The following is a 24037-nucleotide window of genomic DNA, read 5'->3' as shown; positions in this document are numbered from 1 at the left end:
GCTCGGAAAATGGGAATCATGCGCAAAGCCCTCGCCGCTGCTGTTGTGCTGATGGCCGGCCTTCTCGGCGGGGCTCCGGCCGCGCTCGCCACGACGCCGACCGCCGTCGTCATTGAAGACCGCGCCGGGGTGTTGGACCAGCGGACGCTGTTGCCGGCGGTTCAGGCCACCGACTTTTATGAGCCCACCAAAGTTGCGGTCTACACCTATAACGGCACTGCCGCCGACAATCTGAACGAAGAAGTCCTGCGGTTCGCCCGCACCGAACATCCCGAATGGATCAGTGCCGACGGGCAGAAGTGGGCAGACGGACTGTTCATCTTCGCCCTGGATCCGGTGGGCCGGCATGTGGGGACGTACATGGGTGAGGACCGGAAGGTCTCGCCCGAACAGCGCGAGGACATCCAGAACGCCGCCAAGGAGCTGCTTCGCGATGCGCAGTGGACCGAGGGCACCATTGCCGGGATCCGCCGCGGCGCCGAACTCATCAATCAGCCGTGGTACCGTTCCACAGCCTTCCTCGTCACAGCCTGGGCGGCGGTGGCCGCCGCGGTCTGCGCAGCCGCGGCCTGGCTGATCGTGCGGTGGCGGACCCGGGTGTCCAGCCGGAAGGAACTGGCCCGGGGCGACGCCAGCTACGCCAATGTCAGCATGGACCTGCAGGTGACCGAGCTCAACGCCAGCACCATTCCCGAGTCCTCCCGGTACGGGAGCACGGTGCTGGAAAAGCACCGCACGTTCCTGAACCGCTACGGTACGGCCACCGAACTTTCCACCCAGGTACACGCCCTCAGCAGCAGGGACCTGAGCCGCCGGCCCAACCTCAAACTGGTCCGGAGTTACGCCGACGCCGCGGCCGAACTCGACGCCCTGGACGACGTGATCGCCGATACCAATGCCCTGCTCAACCGGGGCTCGTCCTGGCCTGCCGCCTGGGACCGCCAGCTCGCGCCGTTCCGCAACGATCTGGACGGCGTGGAAGACCTGCTCAGCCAGCGCCGGGCCGAGGGAACCTCGGGGACGGCGCTGGCACTGCGGTCCTTCCGCGATGAAAGCCGGCGCGACATGGAGCGCTGGTCGACGGAACTGGCGGACGGCTCCATCACACCGGAATCGGCGCTGGACAGGTTGCGTGACGCCCGGACCCACCTCTCGGAGCTGTTGAAAAATCACGCCGACACCCTGATCCAGGCCTTTGCCCGCAATGAGAAGGAAGCCGGGCTCATGCGCGAGGAAATGGACAGCGCGCAGGCGGGAACGAAGGCAAAATACGGCCGCACGTACGAGCCAAGCATCCTCGGAACGGTGTACCCGTCCTACTACTTCTTCTCGGTCCCGAGCTTCAACACCGGCTTCAGCAGCGGCGTCAGCAGCGTCAGCAGCGCGCGCGGCGGCGGCGCCACCACCGGGTACGGGTCCAGCGGCGGAAGCTTTTCCGGGTCCGGGAGTTCGTCGAGTTTCTAGGGCGCGTCTACGGACTTAGGGCCCGCCCGCGGCCTTTTCGACGGCGAAATCCCCACCGGGAAACATGATCGTTTCGTGGCCGTCGTCGAACCGGACCAGGTACGGCGGCGCACCGTCAGCACCCTTCACTTCAAGGATCAGACCGTGCCGGTCCGTGGACTCGACCGTCGTCCCCCGGATGATGATGCGGTCCCCTGCGGTTGCCTTCATGGCGGTCACCTGTATCCCTATTGACGCCTGTGTGCCCGAAGATCATTATGGCTCTTATCGGCTGGGGGGCGCTATGGCCTGAGGTTGAGGAGCCGCGCCGTGAATGGTAAATGTGCAGTTGGCCAAGCAGGAAAAGCAGTCAGCACCCTTTTCCCGGTGATCGGTTTCGCGGCAGGACCGCGCCACGACCCGCCCCCTCCCTCCGCCCACCCCGACGGCCCGGGACACCGGCGACGCCGACGCGGACGTAATCCCGCCAGCCCCTGCACCACGGAGGAGCCAGCGGGGTACCGGCCATGATGAATGCAATCGTGCGCTGGACGCTGCAGTTCCGGCTCTTGGTCCTGGCCGCCGCGGCAGGAATCCTGGCCCTCGGGCTCACCAATCTGCCGGGCATGTCCGTGGACGCCTTTCCGGAATTCGCCCCGCCGCAGGTAGAGATCCAGACTGAAGCCCTGGGACTCTCGGCCGCCGAGGTTGAGCAACTCGTCACCTCGCCCATGGAGGCCGACCTGCTGAACGGGGTGGCCTGGGTTGAAGCCATCCGGTCCAAATCCGTGCCCGGCCTTTCGTCGATCCAGATGGTTTTCAAGCCGGGGACCGACATTTTGCGGGCGCGCCAGCTCGTCTCGGAACGGCTGACCCAGGCGCGTGCACTGCCGAATGTTTCGGCGGCTCCAGTGCTCATGCAGCCGCTGTCCTCGACCAGCCGGGTCATGATGGTCCGGCTAACGTCCAAAAACATGTCCGCCATCGACATGTCCGTGCTGGCTCGCTGGACCATGAAGCCCGGACTCCTTGCCGTTCCCGGCGTCGCGAACGTGGCGATCTGGGGCCAGCGCGACCAGCAGCTTCAAGTCCTGGTGGACCCGGCACAGCTCGAAGCCAAGGGCGTCACGCTGGACGAAATCATCAAGACGACCGGCAACTCCGTGTGGGTTTCGCCACTTAGCTACCTGGAAGCATCCACACCGGGCACCGGCGGTTTCTTCGAGACGGGCCACCAGCGGATCGGCGTCCAGCATGTCCTGCCTATCACCACGCCGGAAGACCTGGGCCAGGTTCCTGTCCAAGGTCCGGCCGGCAATCTCCTGCTCAAAGACGTGGCAACGGTGGCAACCGACCACCAGCCTCTGATCGGCGACGCCCTGCTCAGCAATGAAGCCGAGTTGCTGCTGGTCATCGAAAAGTTCCCGGAGACCAACACGATGGACGTGACTCGGGGCGTTGACGAGGTCCTCCGGGAGCTCCAGCCCGGCTTGCCCGGAGTCGTGATCGATACCAGCGTCTACCGGCAGGCCTCCTTTATCGACGAAGAGGTCGGGACGCTCGGCGTCGCTGCGCTGATCGCGCTGCTGCTGATCGTTGCCCTGTTTGGGGCCTTCTTCCGTTCCTGGCGCACGGCCCTGATCACCCTGATCACGATTCCCGTATCGCTGACCGCGTCAGCGCTGGTGCTCGATCTGCGTGGCACCGGGATGAACACCATGGTCCTGGCCGGCATGGTGCTTGCCCTGGCCGTCATCGTAGGCGACGTCGCGGAAGACCTGAACGGCATCGCGCGGGCACGCAGCGCCGCGGCCAGGTCCGGCCACGAAACTGCCGACGGCGGGACGGAGGCCGGCCAGGACCAGTCACAGGACGAGCGCCGACGCGACTCCGTGATCCCGGGCGCTCTGCGGGCAGCCCGCACGCCAATGCTCTACTCGCTGCTGATTATGGCGCTGGCCGTCATGCCCGCGCTCTTTATTTCCGGTGAGAACGGCGCCCTGTTCGGACCCCTGGTCCAGAGCTATCTGCTGGCCCTGGTTGTCTCGATGATCGTGGCGCTCACGGTCACGGCGGCACTGGCGTTCGTCCTTCCGGTCGGTTCCAAGGCGCCGGAACGGCGTTCCCTGGCGCGGCTGCAAGGCGCCTACGGCCGGACCGTGACGCGGCTGACGCAAAAGACGCGGTGGGTATTCGCAGCCGCGGCGGTGCTGGCGGTGGCCGGACTGGCGCTCGCACCCCAACTGGCCGGGACCCGTCCTGTGGTGCCGGTGCTGGCGGACAAGACGCTGGTGGTGCACTGGAGCGCGATAGCAGGCACCTCGGACCAGGAAATGAGCCGGATCACCGAGGCTGCTGCCGTAGAACTGCGCACCGTCCCGGGCGTGGCCAATGTCGGAGGACACGTCGGGCGCGCGATCACTTCGGATCAGGTCGGTGACGTCAGCTCCGGCGAGCTGTGGGTGACCGTGGCCCCGGACGCGTCCTACCCGGACACGGCCGCCGCCGTCGACCGCGTGATCGCAGGCTACGCGGGCCTGACCAGCAAAATTTCCACCTACCCGCAACAACGCATCGACCGGATCCGCGAAGAAGCCGATAGCGGCTTTGCCGTCCGGGTCTTTGGCCTGGACCCGACAGTCCTGCGGCGGAAGGCGGCGGAGGTCCAAACAATCCTGGAGCACACAGCCGGCGTCGTCAATCCCCACGTCGACCTGCCCCCCGAACAGCCGATCGCCGAGGTCAGAGTGGACCTCGCCGCGGCCCAAAAAGCCGGCGTCGTCCCCGGTGATGTACGGCGCGCGGCTGCAGCCCTGCTGCAAGGCATCGAAGTCGGCAACCTGTACGAACAGCAGAAGGTCTTCTCTGTCATTGTGAAGGGGAATGCGGCCACCCGCAGCAGCCTGGACAGCGTCCGCAACCTGATCATTGACACCCCTACCGGCGGGCACGCCCGCCTCGGCGACGTCGCGCAGGTGACCATGGTCGGGAACGAGTCCGTGATCCTGCACGACGACACCTCGCGGCGCATCGATGTGAAGGCCGACATCCAGGGCCGTCCGCTGGGCGACATCGAAGGAGACATCAACACGGCCCTGCAGCAGATGCAGTTCCCGATTTCCTATCACGCCGAGATCCTCACCCAATACGCCCAGCAGCAGAACAATTACCAGTGGCTCTGGCTGCTCGCGGCGGTTGCCGCGGCCGGCATCCTGGTGCTGCTGCAGACGGCGACGGGGAGCTGGCGGCTCGCCGGCCCGCTCTTCCTGGGCCTGATCCTGGCACTGTCCGGCGGTGTGCTGGCCGCCCAGGCCACGGGCGGGGTCAACTCGCTGGTGGCCCTGGTCGCCTTCGCCGCTGTGCTGGGGATCGCCGTGCGCGGCACACTCCTGTTGACGGGCCAGGTCCGGGATTTACGGGCAACAGATGCTTCGGCGCCCTGGCCTGCGCTGGTGGTCCGCGGAACCAAGGAGAGACTGGGACCCATCCTGCTGTCGACCGTGATCACGGCCCTGGCGCTTTTGCCCCTGGTCCTTCTGGGCGGCGTCGTCGGAACGGAAATTATCCTGCCGCTAGCCGTGATCGTCTGGGGCGGCCTGCTGACAACAACTTTCTTCACCCTGTTTGTTGTGCCCGCTGTGCTGCTTCGGTTCGAGCCGAAGCAAGCACCCAGCGCGCGGACCGGTCAGGGCACCGCAGCACCAACTGAAAGCCAGGATGCGCCGTGAACTCCACACTTTCGCCGCGGGGCCACAAGGTCGCGGTTTTCATCCTTGCGCTGTTCGTGACGGCGTTCACCGCTCTCTCCGCCACAGGTTGCGCCCAGGCGCCGGAGGCCGCACCGTCCGAAGGCGAACCGGCGGCTATCGCTGAAGTCCCCGGCACGGACCTTCACCGGCTCACCCTCACCGAGCACGCCATTGAACGGGTCGGGATCGCGACAGCTGTGATTGCCGTAGATCCCAAGACCGGGAAGCTCACCGTCCCCTACGGGGCCATACTCTACGACAGCTCGGGCAACGCATGGGTCTACACCAACCCCGAGCCCCAGGTCTACGTCCGCCAGTCCATCACCGTCCAGCGCATCAACGGCGACGTCGCCGTCCTGACGGACGGGCCGCCGGCAGGGACCGTGGTTGTCACGACAGGGGCCGAGGAACTTCTCGGCACCGAATTCGATACGGCCGAGTGACATGCGCTGGCTCATCGGGATCAGCCTCCGTTTCAAGACGGTTGTTGTGGCCCTCGCGTGTGCCGTGATGCTGCTCGGTTCCCTGCAGTTGGGTTCCGCGTCCGTGGACGTGTTCCCGGAGTTCGCCCCGCCACGCGTGGAAATCCAGACCGCGTGCCTCGGGTTGACCGCCCAGGAAGTCGAAGAACTCGTCAGCGTGCCGATCGAGGCCGCCGTGAGCGGCATGCCGGGCCTGGACGAGATTCGGTCCAAGTCCGTACCCCAGCTGTCCTCGATCGTGCTGCTCTTCCATCAGGGCACTGACCTGCTCAACGCCCGTCAGCTCGTATCGGAACGGATGGCTTCGGTGACTGCGGCGCTGCCCACGTGGGCCGCCCCGCCGGTGATGCTGCAGCCGCTGTCCGCGACCAGCCGCGTGATGAAGATCGGGATGACGTCGTCGGAACATTCGCTCATCGAAATGTCCATGCTTTCCTACTGGACCATCCGGGCCCGGCTGCTGCGGGTCCCCGGGGTGGCCAACGTGGCCATCTGGGGCGAGCGGCTCCAGATGCTGCAGGTCCAGGTGGAACCTGACAAGCTCAAGGCCCAGAACGTCTCCCTCAACCAGGTCATGGAAGTCACCGCCGGCGCCCTCGACGCCGGGCTGCTGAAATACTCGCCCGGACGCTTCATCGGCACCGGCGGCTTCATTGACAGTCCCACCCAAAGGATGGGGGTCCGGCACGTCCAGCCGATCCAGACCCCCGCCGATCTGGCCCAGGTGACCATTCGGGAAAAGGACGGCGTGGCGCTGCACCTGGGCGACGTTGCCCAGGTTGTCGAGGACCATCAGCCGCTGATTGGTGACGCCGTGATCAACAACGGTCACGGGCTCATGCTGATCGTCGAGAAGCTGCCCTGGGGCAACACACTGGACGTGACCAAAGGCGTGGAGGAGGCCCTCCACGAGCTGCAGCCGGGCCTGAGCGGTATCAACTTCGACACCACGATCTTCCGCCCGGCCAGCTTCGTTGAGGAGGCGATCTCCAACCTCAGCATCGCGCTGCTGCTGGGCTGCCTGCTGGTCGTCATGATCCTCGTGGCGTTCCTCTTCCAGTGGCGCACGGCCCTGATCAGCATCGTCGCCATTCCGTTGTCCCTGCTCACCGCCGCACTGGTGCTCTATTTCACCTCCAGTGCGATCAACACGATGGTCCTCGCGGGGCTGGTCATAGCCGTGGGCGTCGTGGTCGATGATGCGATCATCGACGTCGAGAACATCATGCGCCGGCTTCGGCAGCGACGCGCCCGGGGCAGTGACGAATCTGCGGCGTCGGTGGTTTTGAAAGCCTCCCTGGAGATGCGGAGCCCGATCGTCTACGCGACCCTGATCATTGTGGTCGCCGCCGTACCGATCTTTTTCCTGGACGGGCTGACCGGCGTCTTCTTCCGGCCGTTGGCCGTCTCCTACACCCTGGCTGTCCTGGCCTCCATGTTCGTGGCGCTGACAGTGACGCCGGCTCTTGCCCTGATTCTGCTGGGCAATGCCAAACTGCAAGAACGCGATGCGCCGCTGGTCCGTGTGCTCAAACGCGGCTACCACGCCGCCCTGTCCAAGGCCATGAACCGGCCCCGGTTCGGCTACGCAGGCTTTGGCGTGCTTGCCGTCGTGGGCTTGCTCCTCGCTCCCCTGATGGGCTCGTCCCTGTTCCCCACGTTCAAGGAACGGGACTTCCTGATGCACTGGATCTCGGAACCGGGAACCTCTGCCGCGGAAGAGTTCAGGATCTCCCAGCGCGGCTGTGAGGAATTCCTCAAGGTCCCCGGCGTCCTGAACTGCGGCACGCACATCGGGCAGGCATTCGCCGCGGACGAAATCGTCGGTGTCAATGCCGGCGAACACTGGATCAGCATCGACCGCCACGCCGACTACGACGAGACGGTGGCCGCCGTGGAGGAAGTGGTCAAAGGTTACCCGGGGCTGCACCGTGACGTCCAGACCTATCTGAAGGAGCGGATTGAAGAGGTCATCACCGGCGCCAGCGAACCCATCCTGGTCCGGGTCTACGGAGACGACCTCAACGTGCTCCGGGAACAGGCGCAACGGGTCAAGACCATCATGGACTCGATTCAGGGCACCGAGAACCCGCATGTTTCCCTCGAGGTGGAAGTCCCCCAGATCGCCGTGACGGTTGACCTGGCCGCGGCGCAGAAGTACGGCCTCAAACCGGGAGATGTCCGGCGTGCGGCCGCGACACTCGTGGCAGGCGAGGAGGTCGGCGACGTCTTCCGGGACGGCCGGGCCTACGACGTCCAGGTCTGGAGCACCCCGGCCACCCGCTCGTCCGTCACCGCCATCGAGGATCTGCCCATCGATACGCCCAGCGGAGCGCGGGTTCGCCTCGCCGACGTCGCGGACGTGAGCCTGCAGGCGACGCCGAACCAGATTGACCGCACCAACGGATCCCGCCGCGTCGAGGTGGGATCCTTCCTGGCCCAGGGAGCGGACTTGGGAACCGTAGCCGGCGAGCTGAAGTCGCGGCTGGAGAACTTGGATCTGCCAGCAGGATACAGCGTGCAGCTTCTCGGCGAATACACCGAGCGCGAGGCGGCAACGAACCGCCTGATGATCTACTCCGCGGCGGCCCTTGTCCTGATCCTCCTGCTGCTGCAGGCGTCCTTCCGCAGCTGGCGGCTGGCCGTCCTGTCGCTGCTGACGCTGCCGGTAGCCCTGGTGGGCGGGGTCATAGCCGCCTACATGACCGGCGGCGTCCTGTCCCTCGGGTCCCTCGTTGGCTTCCTCACGGTGATGGGGATCGCCGCGCGCAACGGCATCCTGCTGATCAACCACTGCCAGCATCTGGAAACCTATGAAGGCCAAACCTTTGGCCGCGACCTGGTGATGCGCGGGGCGGCGGAGCGGCTCTCGCCCATCCTCATGACTACCCTGGCCACCGGGCTGGCCCTGGTACCCCTGGTTGTCATGGGCAACATCCCGGGCCATGAAATTGAACACCCCATGGCCGTGGTTATCCTGGGCGGCCTGGTCACCTCCACCTTGCTCAATCTGTTCATCGTGCCCTCGCTCTATCTCCGGTTCGCCAAGTCCAGGAAGACCAGGGAGAGGGAGCGCGCTGCCGACGGGCCGGTGTCCGTCTAACAGCGGCAGGCGTCAGAACCTCAACCATCAGAACAGGGCGGCGGTCACGGTCCGGGTGAGCTGCTGAATGATCTGGGTGCGGGGGCCCATATCGGAGTAATTCCTGCCGCGGGTGTACACGACGAACACGAAGGCCCGGCCGTCCTTGTCCAGGACGGACGCGTCATGCAGGTTTCCGAACAGCAGCCCGTACTTGTGGTGAACCCCTACCCCGGGCGGAACCGCCGGCGGGATCAGTGTCTCAAAGTTGGTGTTCTGCATATAGGACAGGAGCTGGGCGGTGTTGCGGGCATTGAGCAGCTGTCCCGTGTAGAGCAGCTGGAGGGTCCTGGCCATTTCTGCGGGCGTCAGCAGGTTGACCGTGCGGTCGTAGGTGATCCCGATCGAGGCGGCGTAATCCGTGATGCCCCGCGCACCGACCGCCCGCAGGATCAGCGCCCACGAATCGTTGTTGCTCTGCTGGACCATCCGGCGGATCTGGGTGCCGGCAGTCGAGTTGCCCATGGGGGCGGTCAGCGAGGCGCGGCCGGTCTCAACGAGGTGGTAATACGCCGACGCGGCCAGAATCTTTGCCGTGCTGGCGGCCACAAACTTGTCCTGGATCCCGTAGCCGTGGACCACGCCGTCGGAGACATCGATCAAGGACACCCCCAGGGCATAGGCACTGTTGGCCGCGATGATCCCGTTGATCTGGCTGTCCAGTTCCGGGTCAATGGCCGGGACCGCGACGGCAGGCACGGCGGGGATCTCAGCGGGCTTCCCGGCGGCCGCCGGGACGGCGCCGGCCGCGGGCGAAGCAGTTGTTGGCGAAGCAGTTGCGGGCAGGTCAGATGCCGGCGGAACGGTCCGGCCGGCATCCGTGACCGGCGCCGTCGGCGTCGCTGCGGCGGCCGGCGGGTCAACGGGTAGCGCCGCCTGGACGCCTGCATAGACGCCGGCAGCCACGAGGGCCAGTGCGACGGCGGCCGCCGTCAGATACTGTCGCCGGGTCCTCCCCTCACGCCGGGCGCGGGACCGCAGACCGGGCCGGGAACCGTCGTTGGCCCGGTGCCCGCCGGAGCGGTAGTGCCGCGGGGCCGCCTCAGGCTTCGGGACCGGCCCCGTGCTGTTGTTCGAATCGTTCGAAGGCATCATACTTCCCCGAAGGTGACTGACCGCGGTGGGGCCATAGACTTCCAGCATTCTTCCCGCAAGCGGCTTCCCGCGCAAGGGCACGTCTCCGGGAAAAAGTGGGTCTGCCATCCGAAGCAGCGGCGTACGCTGGTGAAAACGTAAGGAGCGGCGATGCGCAAAATCATCCTGGCCATGCAGGTGTCCCTCGACGGATTCTTCGAGGGCCCGGACCGCGACATCAGCTGGCACATGGTCGACGACGAGCTGCACCGCCATTTCAACCAACAGCTCAGCACCATGGGTGCCTTCCTTGACGGCCGCGTCACTTACGAGCTGATGGAAGAGTTCTGGCCCACCGCGGACCAGGACCCGGCCGCCGGCGCAGTGATGGCCGAGTTCGCCCGGATCTGGCGGGACATGCCCAAGATCGTGTATTCCCGGACGCTGACATCCGCCGCCTGGAACACCACCGTGGTCCGGGATGTGGTGCCGGAAGAAGTGCTGGCCCTGAAAGAGCGGCCGGGCGGGGACCTGGCCCTCGGCGGGGCAGAACTGGCCGACACCTTCCGGCGGCTCGGGCTGATCGACGAATACTGGCTGTACGTCCATCCGGTCCTGATCGGACGGGGCCGGCCCCTGCTCAAGGCTGCGGACAGCAAAGCCCAGCTCCGGCTGCTGGAGACGCGCGCCTTCGGCAACGGGGTGGCGCTGTTGCGCTACGCCGCGTAGCCGGCACGGAGCAGCCGGGCCTGCGGCACCCCGCTGCGGCCGGCGCTGCGGCCGGCGCTGCGTCACTTTCTTAAGCGTTTCTTAACGGGCTGGCGGAAGAGTGGGAGTCGTCGCCTGTCCGGGCGCCCTTGTCCCGAGCCGGAGGATCCCATGACTGGACCTGCCCCTGTTAAGAGCGATGCGCCGCTGGGCGGTGCTGGAGCACTCAGCCGAAGTGGAGCACCAAGCCGTCCCGACGCCGTGCGCCCCGCCGCGGGTCCCCGGCTGTGGGCCCTCCCCCAGGTCCGCCACTGGTTAGTGCTGGGCGTCCTGCTGTCGGCCGCCGTCGTGGCATTGGGCCTGGCGGCGCAGCTGACACCCGGCTTCAGTGCCGCCGAGCTCGGGGTCGATCAGGACCTGAGCCAGCACCACGCCGCCGCCCTGACCGCCGTCGCGATGGCGCTGAATGTTGTGTTTGGCCCGGTGGCGGGCCTCGCGCTGATCGGCGCCGCGGCGCTGTACATCTGGCTGTTCCGCGGCGGCCTGGCCAAGGCGATTGCCTTCGGCCTCGTGGCATCATCCGGCTGGGTGGCAAGTGAATTCTTCAAGCTCCTCGTGGCCCGCCAGCGGCCCAGCCCTGCCCTGCTGTTCGATCCCCTGGCTCCGGAAACGGGTTCCAACAGCTTCCCGAGCGGCCACGTGTCCTTTGCGGTGGCACTGGGATTCGCAGTGTGCTTCCTGGCCCGTGGAACCCGCTGGGCCAAGGTCACGGCCCTCGCGGCGGCCGTGATGGCCCTCGTCGTAGCCTGGTCACGGCTGTACATCGGCGTTCACTACCCCACTGATGTCGCGGCGTCGTTCCTGGCCTCGAGCGCGGCCGTGGTCCTGCTCGCGGGACTGTGGAACCTTCTCGCGCCGCGGATAGCGGAGCGGATTCGGGCCCGTTCGGGCAGCCGGCCGCTGGGCAGTGAGGAGAAATGAGAATGCCCGCCATGGACGTTTTTGCCGCCCTTCCGGCCGTACACGCCGCCGGAACACTGTCCCTGCTGGACCCCGCAAGCCTGCTCGCCGGGTTGGGCCCGGCCGCCCTGGGTGTGATCGCGGTGATGGTCTTCATCGAATCGGGCGTGCTCTTTCCCTTCCTGCCCGGCGACTCCCTGTTGTTCACAGCAGGACTTCTGCACCAGCAGCTGCAACTGACGTTGCCCGTGCTGATCGGCGTCGTCACCGCGGCCGCGGTCGCCGGGGACCAGGTCGGTTACATGCTCGGACGGAAATTTGGCCGGCGATGGTTCAAGGACGACGCCCGGATCCTGAAGACAGCGCACCTGACCACCACGGAGGACTTCTTCCGCCGCCACGGCGGGGCCGCCGTCGTGCTGGCCCGCTTCGTCCCCATGGTCCGGACGTTTGCTCCGCTGACCGCCGGGACCGCGCGCTATGACTACAAATCCTTCACCCTGTGGAATATCACCGGCGCCGTCGCGTGGGCAGCCTCCGTGACGATGCTTGGCACCTGGCTGGGGCACTTTGACATCATCGCCAGGAACATCGACGCCATCGTCGTGGCCATGGTGCTCGTCTCCGTCGTGCCGGGGGTGGTGCAGCTCCTCAAACGCCGCCGGAACTCCCGCGGCGCAGCCGCAACCGCAGACAAAGCCGCCGGCGACACGGCAGAAGAACCCGGGGCCGGACTGCGGACTGAGGAAATGGCCGCGGAAGAATAGCTGACATGACCTCCGCTGACCTTCCGTCCCTGCTGCTCGTCGAGGACGACGCCGTCCTGGGACCGCTCATCGCCGAGCTCCTGGACCCGGACTACCGGGTCCAGTTGGTCACCAACGGCCGCGACGGCCTCCACCAGGGGCTGACCGGGAGCTGGGACATCATGGTGGTGGACCGCGGGCTGCCCGGCATGGACGGCATCGCCCTCATTACGGCTTTGCGCTCGAAAGGCATTGCCACGCCCATCCTGATCCTGACCGCGCTGGGCGATGCCGACGAAAAAGTCAGGGGCCTGGACGCCGGCGCCAACGATTACGTGACCAAGCCGTTCGACGCCGGCGAACTGGCAGCACGCCTGCGCGCACTGACGCGGACTTTCACTCCCCCGGCCCCGGCACCGGTGGCGATCGGGGACTGGGAACTGGATCCAACGCAGCGCTCCGTCCGTTCCGTCTACGGGCAAACGGTGTCACTGACCGCAAAGGAAGGCCAGCTGCTGGCTGCCCTGGCCGCGGAACCGGACCGCGTCTTCACCCGGGATGAGCTCCTCGCGGCGTGCTTCCACGCCTCGGAACAGCCCGGCGTGATCGATACCTATGTTCATCACCTGCGCCGGAAGATCTCCAAAGCAGTGATCCGCACGGTGCACGGCCTCGGATACCAGATCGGCGAAGCCCATGAGTGACGGACGGCCGGCCGGCGGAAATCCGGACCACTCCATCCTGCGCAAGGCTTCCCTCAAGGTCGCGGTGCGGATCAGTGCTGCGTGCGCGGTCATGGTTCTCGGGCTGCTCGCCGCCACGGCGCTATACCTCACGAACCAACTGGCCCATCCTGAAGTGCCGGGCACGGCGGGGGCCGGGACGGCCTACACCTACCTGGATTCCAAGGACGTCCTCGAAGCCATGATCATCGCCGGGGTGGCGGGAATCCTGCTGGCCGGAATCGTCGGGTGGCTCAGTGCGCGCAGCGCGATTCGTCCCCTCAGTGATGCCCTGGCAAGGGAGCGGCGTTTTGTCCAGGACGCCAGCCACGAATTGCGCACGCCATTGACCATCCTGGACACCAGGATCCAGCTGGCCCAGCGCAACACTGTGCCCGGCTCCAGGCAAAGCCACGACCTGGCCCGGATCCGGGAGGACGCCGCGACGCTGACAGGGATTGTCAACGAACTGCTCCTCGCGGCAACCGCGGAGGCCCCGGACCGTTCCGCGCCCCCTGCCGACCTCGCCGACGCTGCCGCCAGCGTCGCCGGCAGCCTCCAGCAGGTGGCAGAGCAGCGCCAGGTGCGTCTGGAATTCTCTGCCGATGCCCGGCCGCTGGCCCGGATCGAGAAGAATGCGCTGCGGCGTGCCGTGCTGGCCCTGGCGGACAACGCGCTGGCCCACACGCCTCCGGGCGGCCGCGTGTCCATCACGACCTCAATCGAGCAGAAGCGCGCCGTGATCACGGTGGCGGACTCCGGGACCGGAATCACCGGCGTCGATCAGGCCCGGATCTTTGACCGGTTCGTGCGGACGGCCGGCACCGGCACCTCACAGGGACAGCGGAGCTTTGGCATCGGCCTGGCCCTGGTCCGGGAGATTGCTGTCGCGGCCGGGGGCAGCGTCGAAGTGGCCGCGACGGGCGACGAGGGAACCGTCATGAAGTTGACGCTTCCGCTCATGGGCAGCGGGAATCCCTGAGGTCCATCCGCCGGGGAAAGATATGCCGTCGGGATCCCGGACTCCCGAATGCGAAGACAGGAAAGACCGGCGGTCGAGTTGCCCCCAAGGGAACTCGAGCGCCGGTCTTTCCGGACTGTCTGGCCCCGGGTCGGGGCCGTGCGGCTTAGGCGCGGACGAACGTCACGCCGCCGGTCGCGGTGAGCCAGGACAGCGGGTGGACCATGGTCTGGTTCTTGCCGTTCATGCCGCCACTGACCACCTGGCCGTTGCCGGCGTAGATGCCGACGTGGCCGGACTGGACCACCATGTCACCGGGCTGCGGCGTCGCCACAACGGTTCCAAGGCCAAGGAACGCGCGGGGACCGATGTCGCCAACGGGCTTACCCGCGGCGCCAAGGGCCTTTTCCACCATGGCGGTGCAGTCCTGGGTGATGCCCACCTGGCTGTAGGCGGCCGAGAGCATGATGGCGTTGCGTCCGCCCGCGGCCGGCGCTGCAGCCGGCGCTGCAGCCGGAGCTGCTGCCGGAGCGGCCTGCACCTGGATGACCGGCTTGGCCGGAGCCTTGGGCGCTGCCGCCGGGGCTGCAGCGGGAGCCGGAGCCGGTGCGACGGGCTGTTCGATGACCGGCGCGGCAACAGAATCCACTGCGGGGCGCTCGAAGCTGATCTTGACGCTTGAATCGGCGCTGACGGGGGCACTGACCTGTCCGGTGACGTCGACGTTCGACGCCGGAGCAGAGTCACGCTGCACGGGGGCGGTGGCGGCGTTGGCGGCCATTCCGCTGGTCAGGACCAGGCCGGATGCGGCGGCGAGGACGGCGGCATGGCGCGCAAAAGTATTGACTGAAGTCATGAAAAATGTAGCCTCTCCCAATGCCTGCGAGGTGAGCTGTCGGATTCGGATGGGAGGCACCCGGCCGCACTCCCGGGCCCGTCGTTGCGGGCACTGTGCGGCTTCACCCCAAGACCTGCATATCAGCAGATCAAAAGTGGTTTCCCCGTCTCTGCCGGACGTTGATGCGAGTTACCCCCGGGCCGCGGCAGAGTTAGGCAATCGGCTGGGGAGCGCCCGTATCGGAGACAACAGGCACTCATCAACCGTAGCGCGAACCGCACCCGAAAGTCACATTCAGGTAACGGAGCCGTGATGCCGGGCCGCAATTTGCCCATAGGGCGGCGCCGTTTCCGAACATAGGATGATGCCATCAGCACCACCGGAAGCGGAGGCCCGAAAATGAACAGCCATTGTGTCGCCATCTGCCAGTTGAGCACTCAGCCCCAAGAGGATTTCGACGTCAACACCGAGCTGCTGATCCTCGACGGCGGGGACGTCCACGTGAGCACATGGGACGCGGAACCGCGCGACGGGGGTTTCGACGAGCACATCCTCAATGACCGGGTGGACGCGCTCGGGTACATGGTTGTCAACGACTGGGCTTTCCTGGACGGCAAGGCCTATGCGGTGGTGGAACGGCGGTCAGGCCCGACGCCGGCCGGCCGCCGCGAACCGTGACCTTCCTGTCGCTGGCGCTGATCGCCGTCATCGCCTTGGCTGGACCCCTGCTGGCCCTGCCGGCGCGCTGGCACTTGCCTGTCATGCTGGGTGAGCTGCTGGCCGGCATCGCGATCGGGCGCTCAGGCCTGGCCCTGGTGGACCCCGCGGACCCGACGTTCACCCTGCTGGCCAATATCGGGTTTGCGCTGATGATGTTCGTGGCAGGCACCCACGTTCCCGTGCGGGATCCGCACATCCGTGGCGCCCTCGGCAAAGGCTCCCGCCGGGCGATGGTGGCCGCAGCGGCAGCGGTGGCGATCGGAACCAGCATCGGACTGCTGTTCGGGACTGGACATGCTCCCCTCTACGTCGTGCTGCTGGCCTCCTCGTCGGCCGCCCTGGTGCTTCCAATCGTCGATTCCCTGCGCCTCGGCGGGCCAGATGTCGTCGCTATGACAGCGCAGGTGGCAATAGCCGACACAGCCTGCATTGTGGCGTTGCCGCTCCTGGTGGATCCGCCCCACGCAGTCCAGGCGGCGCTGGGTGTCCTCGCGGTGACCGGGTGCGCGGTAGTGCTCTTTGTCGGCTTGCGCTGGCTGGAGCGCCAGGGAATCCGTCGGCGCGTGCACCGGCTCTCGGAAAGCCGCAAGTTTGCCCTGGAGCTACGGATCCAGCTGGCCGTGCTCTTCACCCTGGCCGGTGTCGCGACGTGGAGCAATGTGTCTGTGATGATGGCAGGCTTTTCTTTCGGCCTGGTGATGGCTGCGGTCGGCGAACCGCGGCGGCTGGCCCGGCAACTGTTCGCGCTCAGCGACGGCTTCCTGGGTCCGCTCTTCTTCGTGTGGCTGGGTGCATCGCTGACTCTAAGGGACCTGGCCGGGCACCCGGACATGATGGCCCTCGGCCTGTTGCTGGGGGCCGGGGCCCTGCTGGCCCACGCCGACCTGGCTTTCCTGGGACTCCCGCTGTCGCTCGGGGTGTTGTCGGCGGCCCAGCTTGGCGTACCGGTGGCTGCGGCGAGCATCGGCACGCAGCTTCAGGTCCTGCTCCCGGGCGAGGCCGCGGCCCTGCTGGTGGGAGCGCTGGTCACCATAGCCGCGGGCGCCGTCGCCGGGTCACGGGCGGCGAGGACTTTCGCGGTCCCGGCAAATGCCGGCGGCAAGTCCGGAAATTCCGGCAGCGCCGTTGGGCAGGGCGATCCGGGGGGTCCGAAGGCCTGACAGTCCGAATGTCTAAATGCCTGGGCCAAAGCCGAGCCGGCGGCGAAATTTCGGAGGGTCATTCTCCAATTGACGTGAATTGCAGCTCCGGCCTCCACTTTGCCATCTCTGCCTGGACCCGGGAGACGGCATCCCGGACTGATGTGCCGTCGGCGTCGAACGTCCCGCCCGGCTCGCCGAGCACCTCGTTGGCGTGCCGGAGGAACCTGTCCCAGTCCCCCGCGCCCGCGCGCAGCGCCAGCAACGGCGAGAGAAGCGCGGCCCGGCGCAGCCAGGCATCGGGCTCGCGCACCCACCGGTCCAGCACGCTGTCGGCCCGCACCCTGGCCAGAACATCGAGTCCGTCCACCAGGGGCCCGACGACGTCGACGGCGAGCGGATCCACAAGGTCCCGCACCCGCGCCTGCCGGATGAAGCCCTCCAGCCGGGTGAGGTCCGAGTTGGTCAGCAGCTTCACGTTGGCCTGCAGCAGGACCACGGCGGCCAGCCGGCGCTCGAAAACCGGCGCGGCCCCCGGGCCGGAGCCTCCGAGCGCGGAGCCCCACAGTTCGGAACTCAGCGCAGTGACCTCATCGCGGGACAGCCCGGGATAGCGGCGGCCGGCATCCCGGACCGTGCCGCGCACGGCGCCCACGGACGTGCCGTAGAACCGGAGGCCGCTGCCCGCCGGCTCCGTTTCCAGCCGCGCCTGAAGCTGCTCAGCGCGGCGCCAGGAAGCTTCGCGCTGCAGCGAGAGGTCGATGAATTCGCCGGCATCACTCACCTGTCCATTCTTTCCCCTCGCGGCTCGCGGCGGAAACGCGGTGCCAAGCCCTCCTGGGCGGTGGGCCCGGACCATCTGCCTAGACTGAACTGGCAAGCCTCCGATCGAAAGCGGTTTACGCAACCATGCACACCAAGCTGACACTCGCCATCGCACTTTCCGCCATGACGCTGGGGGTGGCAGGATGCGCTGCCCCTGCGCCATCTACCGCACCGTCGCCTGAGTCACCTGCGGCATCCGCGGCGCCGGCCCCTGATTTCGCATTAGACATCACGGGGGCGCCCGGCCGGATCGCCCAGGCCGGCCTCACTGTGCTGACGGCGGAGGGCAACGTGGACCACTATCACGCACATCTGGACGTGCTGAAGGACGGCAAGCCCATCGCGGTGCCGGCCAATATCGGCATCACCACCGGAGCTGACCAAAGGGCCAACGGCATCTCAGCCCTGCACACCCACGACACCACGGGCGTGGTCCACATCGAGTCCCCCACCGCCGGCCAGGTCTTCACCCTCGGGCAGCTCCTGACGGAGTGGGGCGTCCTCGGTGGCAACGGCGCCCCCGGCACCGGTGGGGGTTCGCTGGATGGCTGGACCGTTTACGTGAACGGCCGGAAGTTCGACGCCGGGATCCGGGACCTCCCGTTCAAGGCGCACGACGAGATCGTCCTGTCCTACGGCACAGCGCCGGCGACGATCCAGGCCTCCTATGATTTTCCGCCCGGAGAGTGAGGTGACCGGAGAAGTGAGGTGACCGGAGAGTGAGGTGACCGGGGGCGACGGCGGGCGGCATGCCCCTACCTGCACAACTGTGCAGCAGTCTCTCCACGCAACCCCACCTGGCACCAGCGGCGTCGAAAAATGCATGCACAAACGTGCATGTTGGAGCGATCCGCGGAGCACCTTCCCTAGCGTGAATTGAGAGACGTGAGTCGGATCACAGCGGGGGCTGATCCCCTACCTCACTTCCATTTCCACAGACCGTCACAGATGACGCGTCCAACCGAAGAGGTAATCCGTGCCACACCCGAAAACGCCCGCAGCACTCGCAACCCTGGCCGCTGCGACCTTGGCGCTGCTCGGCGCATCCCTGATGGGTGTGCCGGCGGCCCAGGCCGACACCGTTGACGTTTCGCCGCCCGGCGCGAATGACTGGTCCTGCAAGCCCTCGGCAGCCCACCCCTACCCGGTGGTCCTGGTGCCGGGAACCTTCGAAAACATGGCGAAGAACTGGGCGACGATGTCGCCGGCGCTAAAGAGCCAGGGCTACTGCGTCTTCGCGCTGAACTACGGTGCGACCAACGGCGTCGACGCCACGGGCCCGGTGGCAGACTCAGCCCGTCAGCTCGCCCCGTTTGTCGACAAGGTACTGGCCTCGACCGGTGCCAGGAAAATTGATCTCGTGGGCCACAGCCAGGGCGGCATGATGCCGCGCTACTACCTCGGTTTCCTTGGAGGCGCGGACAAGGTGAACCACCTTGTGGGCATCGCCCCGTCCAACCACGGAACCCGCGGGCTCATCACGCCGACACCGGACGCCGTTCCGCCGGCCACCTCAGTGGGAGGGTCGAATTGCCAGGCCTGCGCCGACCAGCAGGCAGGTTCACCATTCCTCACCGAGCTCAACTCCATTGGCGACACGGTTCCTGGTCCGGCCTACACGGTGATCTCCACGACGCACGACGAGGTGGTGACGCCCTACCCCAGCCAGTTCCTCGCCGGCCCGGCCCAGCAGGTCACCAATATCACCATCCAGGACAAGTGCCCGGCAGATGTGATTGACCATGACCAGGCGCCCAACGACCCCGTCACCCAGCGTCTCGTGTCCGACGCTCTTGGTCAGCCGGCCGGCCGCCCGGGCAACCCGGCGTATCAGCCCAGCTGCGTGTAGCGCGGCACCCCGGGCGGAGGCGGCATGCGGAACGTCCCGGATCCGGGAGGTTTGCGGGCTGAGGTAACGGTCCGGTAACGTTGGCGGCTGGCCGTGAGGCCCGGCCCGAATGCAGGGCCCCGGACCGCCCCTTTGCAGGGCCCCGTTGCGCCGTTCGGCGTCTGCTCGCCCATGCCTTGCGGCAGGGGCCGGATGAAACTTCCCGCATTATCCGCCGCCCAGGCAGCGTCGGTTGTGCGTGCCAGCCACGAAAGCCCGGAGGGGTCCGTTGTTCAAGAAAACACCGCTGTTCAATAAATCAACGTTCAAAGATGCACGGCCGAAGGCACGCTCCACTGCACCACAGCTCAACAAAGTAGCGATTGTGCTGAGCCTGGGCGCACTGTCCCTGACCGGCTGCAGCGCCGGTCCCACGACGGGCGCCGCAGCCGTTTCACCGGCCACCGGGGCCGCGCATTCTGCTGCGGGCTCCACGTCCCCGGCGGCAACCCAGGCCGCGCATCCTGCCGCGAAGGCCCCAGCCTCGGTGGCCGCAGCGCCGAACCCGGCGGTCCCCTCGGCCCCCAAGCCTGCCACCGGCACCACCGGTGCACCTGCGGCTCCCGGAACCGATGCGGCACCTGCACGGGCCGCCGCGCCGGTCGCGCCTGCGGCTGGCGCCCAAGCGGCAGCCGCTCCGGCGCCGACGGCGGTAACGGCGCCCGTCGCTGCCCAGGCTGCCGTCGCCGCGACCGGCGACGGTTCCCAGGCCGCCACGGCACGGGGCTGGGGTTCGGTTGTCGCGGGTGACGAGTTCTCCAAGGCCGGCGCCCCCGACTCCACCAAGTGGAGCGTCTTCAAGGGATCCGGACATGCCGGCAAGGGTGTCAGGAGCCCGCAGGCCTGGTCGGTTGCCAATGGCGTGGCCACAGTCAGCGGCGACTCGGCCGGCACCACGGGCGGCATGTCGGCTAAATTTGCCCAGCAGAAATACGGCAAGTGGGAGACGCGCATGCGGACCAGCGCCCGGGACCCGGAGTACCACCCCGTGCTGATCCTGTGGCCCAACAACAACACCTCCCCCAACTGCGCCGAGATCGACTACGCCGAGGGCAGCACCAACACCGCACAGATCAAGTTCTTCCTGCACTATGCCTGCGGCGGCTCGAACTTCCAGACCACGGCGGCCAAGACGATCGACACCACCCAGTGGCACAACTACGCAGTGGAGTGGACCCCGGCCGGCATCACCGGTTACATCGACGGCGTCAAGACCTTCTCCGACACGAACCCCGCGCACCTGCCCTCCGTGGGCATGCACCAGACACTGCAGCTGGACTGGTTCCCCGACGGGTCGGCCACCAAGCCTTCACAGATGCAGGTCGACTGGGTCCGCGTCTACAAGTAGGACCGGCAAATCGCCAGGCAGCCCCGCGCCGTACTGCGGCGCGGGGCTGCCTTGGTGTTGGCCGAGGACGCGCCGCTACAGGCGGCAGGACTCAAACCCCTTGAAGTTCCCGGGCGGCTACCGCTGAGACCAGCATCGAACCGGCTGCCGTCACGGCGTCGATCACCGGAACCCCGAGCCGGCGGCGGAGCACGTCCGCCATGCCGATGCTGCTCAGGCCCGTGCTGGCCTGGACGATCATGTCGGCGCCGGCGTCAACCAGCATGTGGGCCGCGGCGAGGGCGTCGAAAATCCCGGCAGGCATGAGGAAGGCGTCGGGTGTTTCGATCCTTCCCTGCCCGTCAATGAGCAGCATGCGTTCGCCCAGTGCATCCGAGATCGGGCCCGGTACGTGTGCGCCGAGACCCAAAACTCCAATCCGGCCGCCGAAGGTCAGAGCCGCGGCCGCGGCTGCGGAGCCCGCTCCGATGACCGGGATATCCACGGCTGCCCGGGTGGCGGCCAGCCCGGGGTCGGAGGCGCAGCTGATAATCAGGGCGTCAGCGTCCCCCGCCATGTCCCTCGCCAGGCGGACGACCTTGGGGGCCGCAGATTCGAGCGACGCCTGGTCGTAGACGCCGGACGGCTGGTCCGGAATACAGCGGGATGTGACGGTAAATCCGAATGCTTCCTGGAGGAGTTTCCCGTGGGCGTGGAGCAGGCGTCGGTCCGACGTCGTCATCACCCGGATCAGTCCAACACGCATGGCGTACAACCTTTCGAACGGGTTCGTTGGTGCGAGGCTACCCGGCGAGTATTTCCGCGTCTTTTCGGGCAGATGACCAACACAAGCGCTGCAGCGGATACGCCCCGTGGCGCCGGCGGCCGTTAGCATTCCGCGGGCAGCGTCACCGTGCCTTGTGCATGAAACTTGGCGAAAACTTCGCTCCCGTGTGGGGTTGGCGGCCCGGCGTCGTTGTAGGTTTGTCACGGTGGCCCGTCTTAGGACCCGGGTACAGTACCCGGGATTGGGGGAAGGCGGCAGGCCGGTTCCGGACTCAGCCGGAACGATGACCAAAGGAACAGCCATGTCGGTGGAGCCGTCGTCCACTCCAGGACGCCTCGAAGAACAGGATCCCGAGAACCTGGTATCCGGTGCGGAACATGCCGCATCTGCCGCCGGAATCCGACATCAGGCCGCCAGAATCATTGACGCCGTCCTCGACGACAGTGCCCCGGAACAAGCCCGCGCACGGGAGCTGCTGCGCCAGCAGCTGGCTGCGCATCCCGGACATCCGGAACGGGCCCTGCTGGAGCACCTTGCGGCGTTGAAGGCTTTGGGCGGGCACCGAGAAGGGACGTCGGAGGCTGACGGCCCGTTCCGGCCGGAATTTGCCTCGGGCGAGTAAGCGCAACGCTTACTTGTAAACGCGGATCCAGTCGACCTGCATCTGGCTGGGTTTGGTGGGCGTCCCGTTGGGAAACCAGTCCAGTTGCACCGTCTGGTGCATCCCGACCGTGGGCTGATGCGCCGGGTTCGTGTCCACAAACCACAAGGACCCATCGACGTATCCCTCGATCCCGGCGGGGGTCCACTCGAGCGCATAGTTGTGCCACTGTGTGGTGTCGATCGTCTTGGCCGCGGTGGTCTGGAAGTTCGGGCCACCGCAGGCGTAGTGCAGGAAGAACTTGATTTGGGCGGTGTCAGCGCTCCCTTCGGCGTAGTCAATCTCGGCGCACGTGGACGAGATGTTGTTGTTCGGCCACAGGATCAGGACGGGGTGATATTGCAGATCCCGCTGGCCAATTTTCATCCTGGCCTCCCAGCGGCCGTACCGCTGTTGGGCAAACCTGGCGGACATGCCGCCGGTGGTGCCCGCGGCGTCGCCGCTGACAGTCAAGACCCCGCCGCCTACAACCAGCGCATCCGGACTCCGGATCCCCTTGCCCGCGTGCCCCGGCCCCTTGAAGACCTTCCATTTCGCGGGGTCAGGCGGCCCGGCGTAACTGAATTCGTCCCCCGCCACCACTGGGCCCCAGCCGCGGACGACGGCGGCCTGCGTCCCGTCGGAGACGGCGGCCTGCGTCCCGGCCGTCACGGCGGCCGCACGGTCTATCGCCGGCGCCCGTTCCCTGGACACTGGTGCGGCACCACACCCGGCAAGGGCCAAGGCGCCTGCAGCGCTCAACGCCGCGGTCCTGCGGTTTGCGAACATCGCGTCTCCATCCGGTCGGGACATGTCCGGGCCATGCTTCAGGCAAACTTGCCTTCACACATACTTGCCAAACCAGGCGAGCGTGTCGTTCCATGCGGCCGTGGCCTGCTCCTGGTTGTAGCGCGGCCCGGTGTCATTGTGGAAGGCGTGGTCCACGCCGGGATAGTTCTTGAGCTCGTTCCGGACACCGGTTTTGGCCAGGGCATCCCGGAGCGCCGGCATGGCGCCGGTGATCCGCTGGTCCAGTTCGGCGTAGACGCCGAAGACGGCCGCCTTGATGGCCGGGACCTTGTCCAGGTCAGGCGCGGGTCCGTAGAACGCCGAGGTCGCCAACAGGCCCGGGATCGCCGTCGCCGACTGCCACGTGATGCCGCCACCGAAGCAGAAGCCGTTCATGGCGATCCGCCCGTGATCAACGAAGTCCTGGGCGTTCAGGTAGTCAAAGCCGGCCGTGAAGTCGGAAACGTGACGCTGCGCCCCGGCCTGGGTCAGTGCTCCCGGGACAGCATCCGGGTCCATGCCAGCGGTACCGCCTTCCCTGCTCAGCAGGTCCAGGGCCAGAGCCGCGTATCCGGCTTTGGCGAAGCGGCGCGCCACATCCTGGATATGCGGTGTCAGCCCGCGGTTCTCGTGGCAGACCAGCACGGCCGGTCCGGCGGCCCCGTGGTCGGGCCGTGCGAGATAGCCACTGATGTCGGTGCCGCCCGATGCGAATTGCACGGTCGCCGTCGTCAGTCCGGCCGCGCCCTCCGGGACCGATAACGGGCTTTTGGCCCCCGGCACCGCGCCCGCGGACGCTGTGCCGGACCCCGGCGCGGACGACGTCGGCGTCGGCATGGGATCGGTACTGCGGGGAACCTCCTCGGGCGTGCAGCCCACCAGGAGCATCGCTGCCGAGGCCGCCGCCATGCTGCCGGTGATGAACGCCACCCGGCGCGTGAACGTATGCTGGCTCATGGCGCCCGAGCGGTAGTCGTCGAAGAATTCCTCAATCAGGTACTTCTCAAACTTGCCAAGCTGGGTCATGGCGGGCCTCCTCAGTGTGCCGATCATCCTCCTCCGAAGTCAGATGTCCGGCAAGGGTCCTGCACAGGCCG

The 24037-nt window shown here is 67.1% G+C and carries 22 protein-coding genes and 1 riboswitch; of the genes, 15 read left to right on the top strand and 7 right to left on the bottom strand.

What is annotated here, in order from left to right:
• Window positions 1-9 precede the first annotated feature (9 nt).
• Complete coding sequence (locus tag AC1DBX_RS00945; RefSeq protein WP_476930863.1) at window positions 10-1464, top strand: DUF5129 domain-containing protein; 1455 nt, start codon at window positions 10-12, stop codon at window positions 1462-1464.
• Between the two features lie 15 nt (window positions 1465-1479).
• Here AC1DBX_RS00945 and AC1DBX_RS00940 read toward each other — a convergent pair whose 3' ends face one another.
• Window positions 1480-1674 carry a DUF1918 domain-containing protein gene (locus AC1DBX_RS00940; RefSeq protein WP_476850038.1) on the bottom strand — a complete coding sequence of 65 codons (195 nt, stop codon included), beginning with the start codon at window positions 1672-1674 and terminating at the stop codon, window positions 1480-1482.
• Between the two features lie 296 nt (window positions 1675-1970).
• Between AC1DBX_RS00940 and AC1DBX_RS00935 the strand changes: the two genes are divergently transcribed.
• Genes AC1DBX_RS00935 through AC1DBX_RS00925 form a run of 3 tightly spaced genes read left to right on the top strand, consistent with a single transcriptional unit; the run spans window position 1971 to window position 8777 of the window.
• Window positions 1971-5171, top strand: a complete 3201-nt coding sequence (locus AC1DBX_RS00935) for an efflux RND transporter permease subunit (RefSeq protein ID WP_476930862.1) — start codon at window positions 1971-1973, stop codon at window positions 5169-5171.
• Complete coding sequence (locus tag AC1DBX_RS00930; RefSeq protein ID WP_476871642.1) at window positions 5168-5635, top strand: hypothetical protein; 468 nt, start codon at window positions 5168-5170, stop codon at window positions 5633-5635. The genes AC1DBX_RS00935 and AC1DBX_RS00930 overlap by 4 nt, the downstream gene beginning before the upstream one ends.
• 1 nt (window position 5636) lies before the next feature.
• Window positions 5637-8777: an efflux RND transporter permease subunit gene (locus AC1DBX_RS00925; protein ID WP_476930861.1), complete on the top strand. Its 3141-nt coding sequence runs from the start codon at window positions 5637-5639 to the stop codon at window positions 8775-8777.
• Between the two features lie 27 nt (window positions 8778-8804).
• On the opposite strand, the gene AC1DBX_RS00920 is transcribed toward AC1DBX_RS00925, so the two are convergent.
• A complete protein-coding gene (locus AC1DBX_RS00920; protein ID WP_476930860.1) occupies window positions 8805-9911 on the bottom strand; it encodes a serine hydrolase in 1107 nt (368 codons plus the stop codon).
• Window positions 9912-10061: 150 nt separating this feature from the next.
• Here AC1DBX_RS00920 and AC1DBX_RS00915 point away from each other — a divergent pair, with 150 nt between their 5' ends.
• The 5 genes from AC1DBX_RS00915 (at window position 10062) to AC1DBX_RS00895 (ending at window position 14008) form a co-directional block, all read left to right on the top strand.
• Window positions 10062-10619 (top strand): dihydrofolate reductase family protein, encoded by a 558-nt coding sequence (locus AC1DBX_RS00915; RefSeq protein WP_476930859.1) that lies wholly within the window; start codon window positions 10062-10064, stop codon window positions 10617-10619.
• A gap of 150 nt (window positions 10620-10769) precedes the next feature.
• Window positions 10770-11579: a phosphatase PAP2 family protein gene (locus AC1DBX_RS00910; RefSeq protein ID WP_476930858.1), complete on the top strand. Its 810-nt coding sequence runs from the start codon at window positions 10770-10772 to the stop codon at window positions 11577-11579.
• Between the two features lie 2 nt (window positions 11580-11581).
• On the top strand, window positions 11582-12325 hold the full coding sequence (locus tag AC1DBX_RS00905; RefSeq protein ID WP_476931043.1) for a DedA family protein: 744 nt from the start codon (window positions 11582-11584) through the stop codon (window positions 12323-12325).
• 5 nt (window positions 12326-12330) lie between these two features.
• Window positions 12331-13008 carry a response regulator transcription factor gene (locus tag AC1DBX_RS00900; protein ID WP_476856849.1) on the top strand — a complete coding sequence of 226 codons (678 nt, stop codon included), beginning with the start codon at window positions 12331-12333 and terminating at the stop codon, window positions 13006-13008.
• Window positions 13001-14008 (top strand): sensor histidine kinase, encoded by a 1008-nt coding sequence (locus AC1DBX_RS00895; protein WP_476856850.1) that lies wholly within the window; start codon window positions 13001-13003, stop codon window positions 14006-14008. Before AC1DBX_RS00900 ends, AC1DBX_RS00895 begins: the two co-directional genes overlap by 8 nt.
• 145 nt (window positions 14009-14153) lie before the next feature.
• Here the strand turns inward: AC1DBX_RS00895 and AC1DBX_RS00890 are convergent, their stop codons facing one another.
• Window positions 14154-14843 (bottom strand): hypothetical protein, encoded by a 690-nt coding sequence (locus tag AC1DBX_RS00890; protein WP_476930857.1) that lies wholly within the window; start codon window positions 14841-14843, stop codon window positions 14154-14156.
• A gap of 7 nt (window positions 14844-14850) precedes the next feature.
• A riboswitch (cyclic di-AMP (ydaO/yuaA leader) is annotated at window positions 14851-15053 on the bottom strand.
• 201 nt (window positions 15054-15254) lie between these two features.
• On the opposite strand from AC1DBX_RS00890, the gene AC1DBX_RS00885 reads away from it, so the two are divergent.
• Window positions 15255-15503, top strand: coding sequence for a hypothetical protein (locus AC1DBX_RS00885; protein WP_476873921.1), 249 nt, complete (start codon window positions 15255-15257; stop codon window positions 15501-15503).
• The gene (locus AC1DBX_RS00880) at window positions 15500-16705 is read left to right on the top strand and encodes a cation:proton antiporter (RefSeq protein ID WP_476930856.1); all 1206 of its coding nucleotides are present in this window, start codon (window positions 15500-15502) and stop codon (window positions 16703-16705) included. The genes AC1DBX_RS00885 and AC1DBX_RS00880 overlap by 4 nt, the downstream gene beginning before the upstream one ends.
• Window positions 16706-16763: 58 nt before the next feature.
• Here the strand turns inward: AC1DBX_RS00880 and AC1DBX_RS00875 are convergent, their stop codons facing one another.
• The gene (locus AC1DBX_RS00875) at window positions 16764-17468 is read right to left on the bottom strand and encodes a DNA alkylation repair protein (protein WP_476930855.1); all 705 of its coding nucleotides are present in this window, start codon (window positions 17466-17468) and stop codon (window positions 16764-16766) included.
• Between the two features lie 125 nt (window positions 17469-17593).
• On the opposite strand from AC1DBX_RS00875, the gene AC1DBX_RS00870 reads away from it, so the two are divergent.
• The 3 genes from AC1DBX_RS00870 to AC1DBX_RS00860 all read left to right on the top strand — a co-directional run bounded on the left by AC1DBX_RS00870 (window position 17594) and on the right by AC1DBX_RS00860 (window position 20745).
• Complete coding sequence (locus tag AC1DBX_RS00870; protein WP_476886424.1) at window positions 17594-18199, top strand: hypothetical protein; 606 nt, start codon at window positions 17594-17596, stop codon at window positions 18197-18199.
• Window positions 18200-18560: 361 nt separating this feature from the next.
• Window positions 18561-19358 (top strand): esterase/lipase family protein, encoded by a 798-nt coding sequence (locus AC1DBX_RS00865; protein ID WP_476886663.1) that lies wholly within the window; start codon window positions 18561-18563, stop codon window positions 19356-19358.
• 364 nt (window positions 19359-19722) lie between these two features.
• The gene (locus AC1DBX_RS00860) at window positions 19723-20745 is read left to right on the top strand and encodes a glycoside hydrolase family 16 protein (RefSeq protein ID WP_476930854.1); all 1023 of its coding nucleotides are present in this window, start codon (window positions 19723-19725) and stop codon (window positions 20743-20745) included.
• A 91-nt stretch (window positions 20746-20836) separates the two neighbouring features.
• On the opposite strand, the gene AC1DBX_RS00855 is transcribed toward AC1DBX_RS00860, so the two are convergent.
• Window positions 20837-21490 carry an aspartate/glutamate racemase family protein gene (locus AC1DBX_RS00855; RefSeq protein ID WP_230010018.1) on the bottom strand — a complete coding sequence of 218 codons (654 nt, stop codon included), beginning with the start codon at window positions 21488-21490 and terminating at the stop codon, window positions 20837-20839.
• A gap of 304 nt (window positions 21491-21794) precedes the next feature.
• On the opposite strand from AC1DBX_RS00855, the gene AC1DBX_RS00850 reads away from it, so the two are divergent.
• Window positions 21795-22133, top strand: a complete 339-nt coding sequence (locus AC1DBX_RS00850; RefSeq protein WP_476930853.1) for a hypothetical protein — start codon at window positions 21795-21797, stop codon at window positions 22131-22133.
• Window positions 22134-22142: 9 nt separating this feature from the next.
• Here the strand turns inward: AC1DBX_RS00850 and AC1DBX_RS00845 are convergent, their stop codons facing one another.
• Window positions 22143-22940 (bottom strand): glycoside hydrolase family 16 protein, encoded by a 798-nt coding sequence (locus tag AC1DBX_RS00845; RefSeq protein ID WP_476930852.1) that lies wholly within the window; start codon window positions 22938-22940, stop codon window positions 22143-22145.
• Window positions 22941-22994: 54 nt separating this feature from the next.
• Window positions 22995-23966 (bottom strand): dienelactone hydrolase family protein, encoded by a 972-nt coding sequence (locus AC1DBX_RS00840; RefSeq protein WP_476930851.1) that lies wholly within the window; start codon window positions 23964-23966, stop codon window positions 22995-22997.
• Between the last annotated feature and the right edge of the window lie 71 nt (window positions 23967-24037).

It is taken from the genome of Arthrobacter sp. 10N44_2 (assembly GCF_056394385.1).
This window is presented reverse-complemented; position numbering and strand designations above follow the sequence as displayed.

What these genes read in the sequence shown, in the direction of transcription:
- AC1DBX_RS00900 (WP_476856849.1), top strand. Translation starts at nt 12,331, where the DNA reads ATGACCTCCGCTGACCTTCCGTCCCTGCTGCTCGTCGAGGACGACGCC.
- AC1DBX_RS00890 (WP_476930857.1), bottom strand. Translation starts at nt 14,843, where the DNA reads ATGACTTCAGTCAATACTTTTGCGCGCCATGCCGCCGTCCTCGCCGCC.
- AC1DBX_RS00870 (WP_476886424.1), top strand. Translation starts at nt 17,594, where the DNA reads ATGCACACCAAGCTGACACTCGCCATCGCACTTTCCGCCATGACGCTG.
- AC1DBX_RS00845 (WP_476930852.1), bottom strand. Translation starts at nt 22,940, where the DNA reads ATGTTCGCAAACCGCAGGACCGCGGCGTTGAGCGCTGCAGGCGCCTTG.
- AC1DBX_RS00895 (WP_476856850.1), top strand. Translation starts at nt 13,001, where the DNA reads ATGAGTGACGGACGGCCGGCCGGCGGAAATCCGGACCACTCCATCCTG.
- AC1DBX_RS00915 (WP_476930859.1), top strand. Translation starts at nt 10,062, where the DNA reads ATGCGCAAAATCATCCTGGCCATGCAGGTGTCCCTCGACGGATTCTTC.
- AC1DBX_RS00945 (WP_476930863.1), top strand. Translation starts at nt 10, where the DNA reads ATGGGAATCATGCGCAAAGCCCTCGCCGCTGCTGTTGTGCTGATGGCC.
- AC1DBX_RS00910 (WP_476930858.1), top strand. Translation starts at nt 10,770, where the DNA reads ATGACTGGACCTGCCCCTGTTAAGAGCGATGCGCCGCTGGGCGGTGCT.
- AC1DBX_RS00920 (WP_476930860.1), bottom strand. Translation starts at nt 9,911, where the DNA reads ATGATGCCTTCGAACGATTCGAACAACAGCACGGGGCCGGTCCCGAAG.
- AC1DBX_RS00850 (WP_476930853.1), top strand. Translation starts at nt 21,795, where the DNA reads ATGACCAAAGGAACAGCCATGTCGGTGGAGCCGTCGTCCACTCCAGGA.
- AC1DBX_RS00855 (WP_230010018.1), bottom strand. Translation starts at nt 21,490, where the DNA reads ATGCGTGTTGGACTGATCCGGGTGATGACGACGTCGGACCGACGCCTG.
- AC1DBX_RS00935 (WP_476930862.1), top strand. Translation starts at nt 1,971, where the DNA reads ATGATGAATGCAATCGTGCGCTGGACGCTGCAGTTCCGGCTCTTGGTC.
- AC1DBX_RS00925 (WP_476930861.1), top strand. Translation starts at nt 5,637, where the DNA reads ATGCGCTGGCTCATCGGGATCAGCCTCCGTTTCAAGACGGTTGTTGTG.
- AC1DBX_RS00905 (WP_476931043.1), top strand. Translation starts at nt 11,582, where the DNA reads ATGCCCGCCATGGACGTTTTTGCCGCCCTTCCGGCCGTACACGCCGCC.
- AC1DBX_RS00840 (WP_476930851.1), bottom strand. Translation starts at nt 23,966, where the DNA reads ATGACCCAGCTTGGCAAGTTTGAGAAGTACCTGATTGAGGAATTCTTC.
- AC1DBX_RS00940 (WP_476850038.1), bottom strand. Translation starts at nt 1,674, where the DNA reads ATGAAGGCAACCGCAGGGGACCGCATCATCATCCGGGGGACGACGGTC.
- AC1DBX_RS00865 (WP_476886663.1), top strand. Translation starts at nt 18,561, where the DNA reads ATGGGTGTGCCGGCGGCCCAGGCCGACACCGTTGACGTTTCGCCGCCC.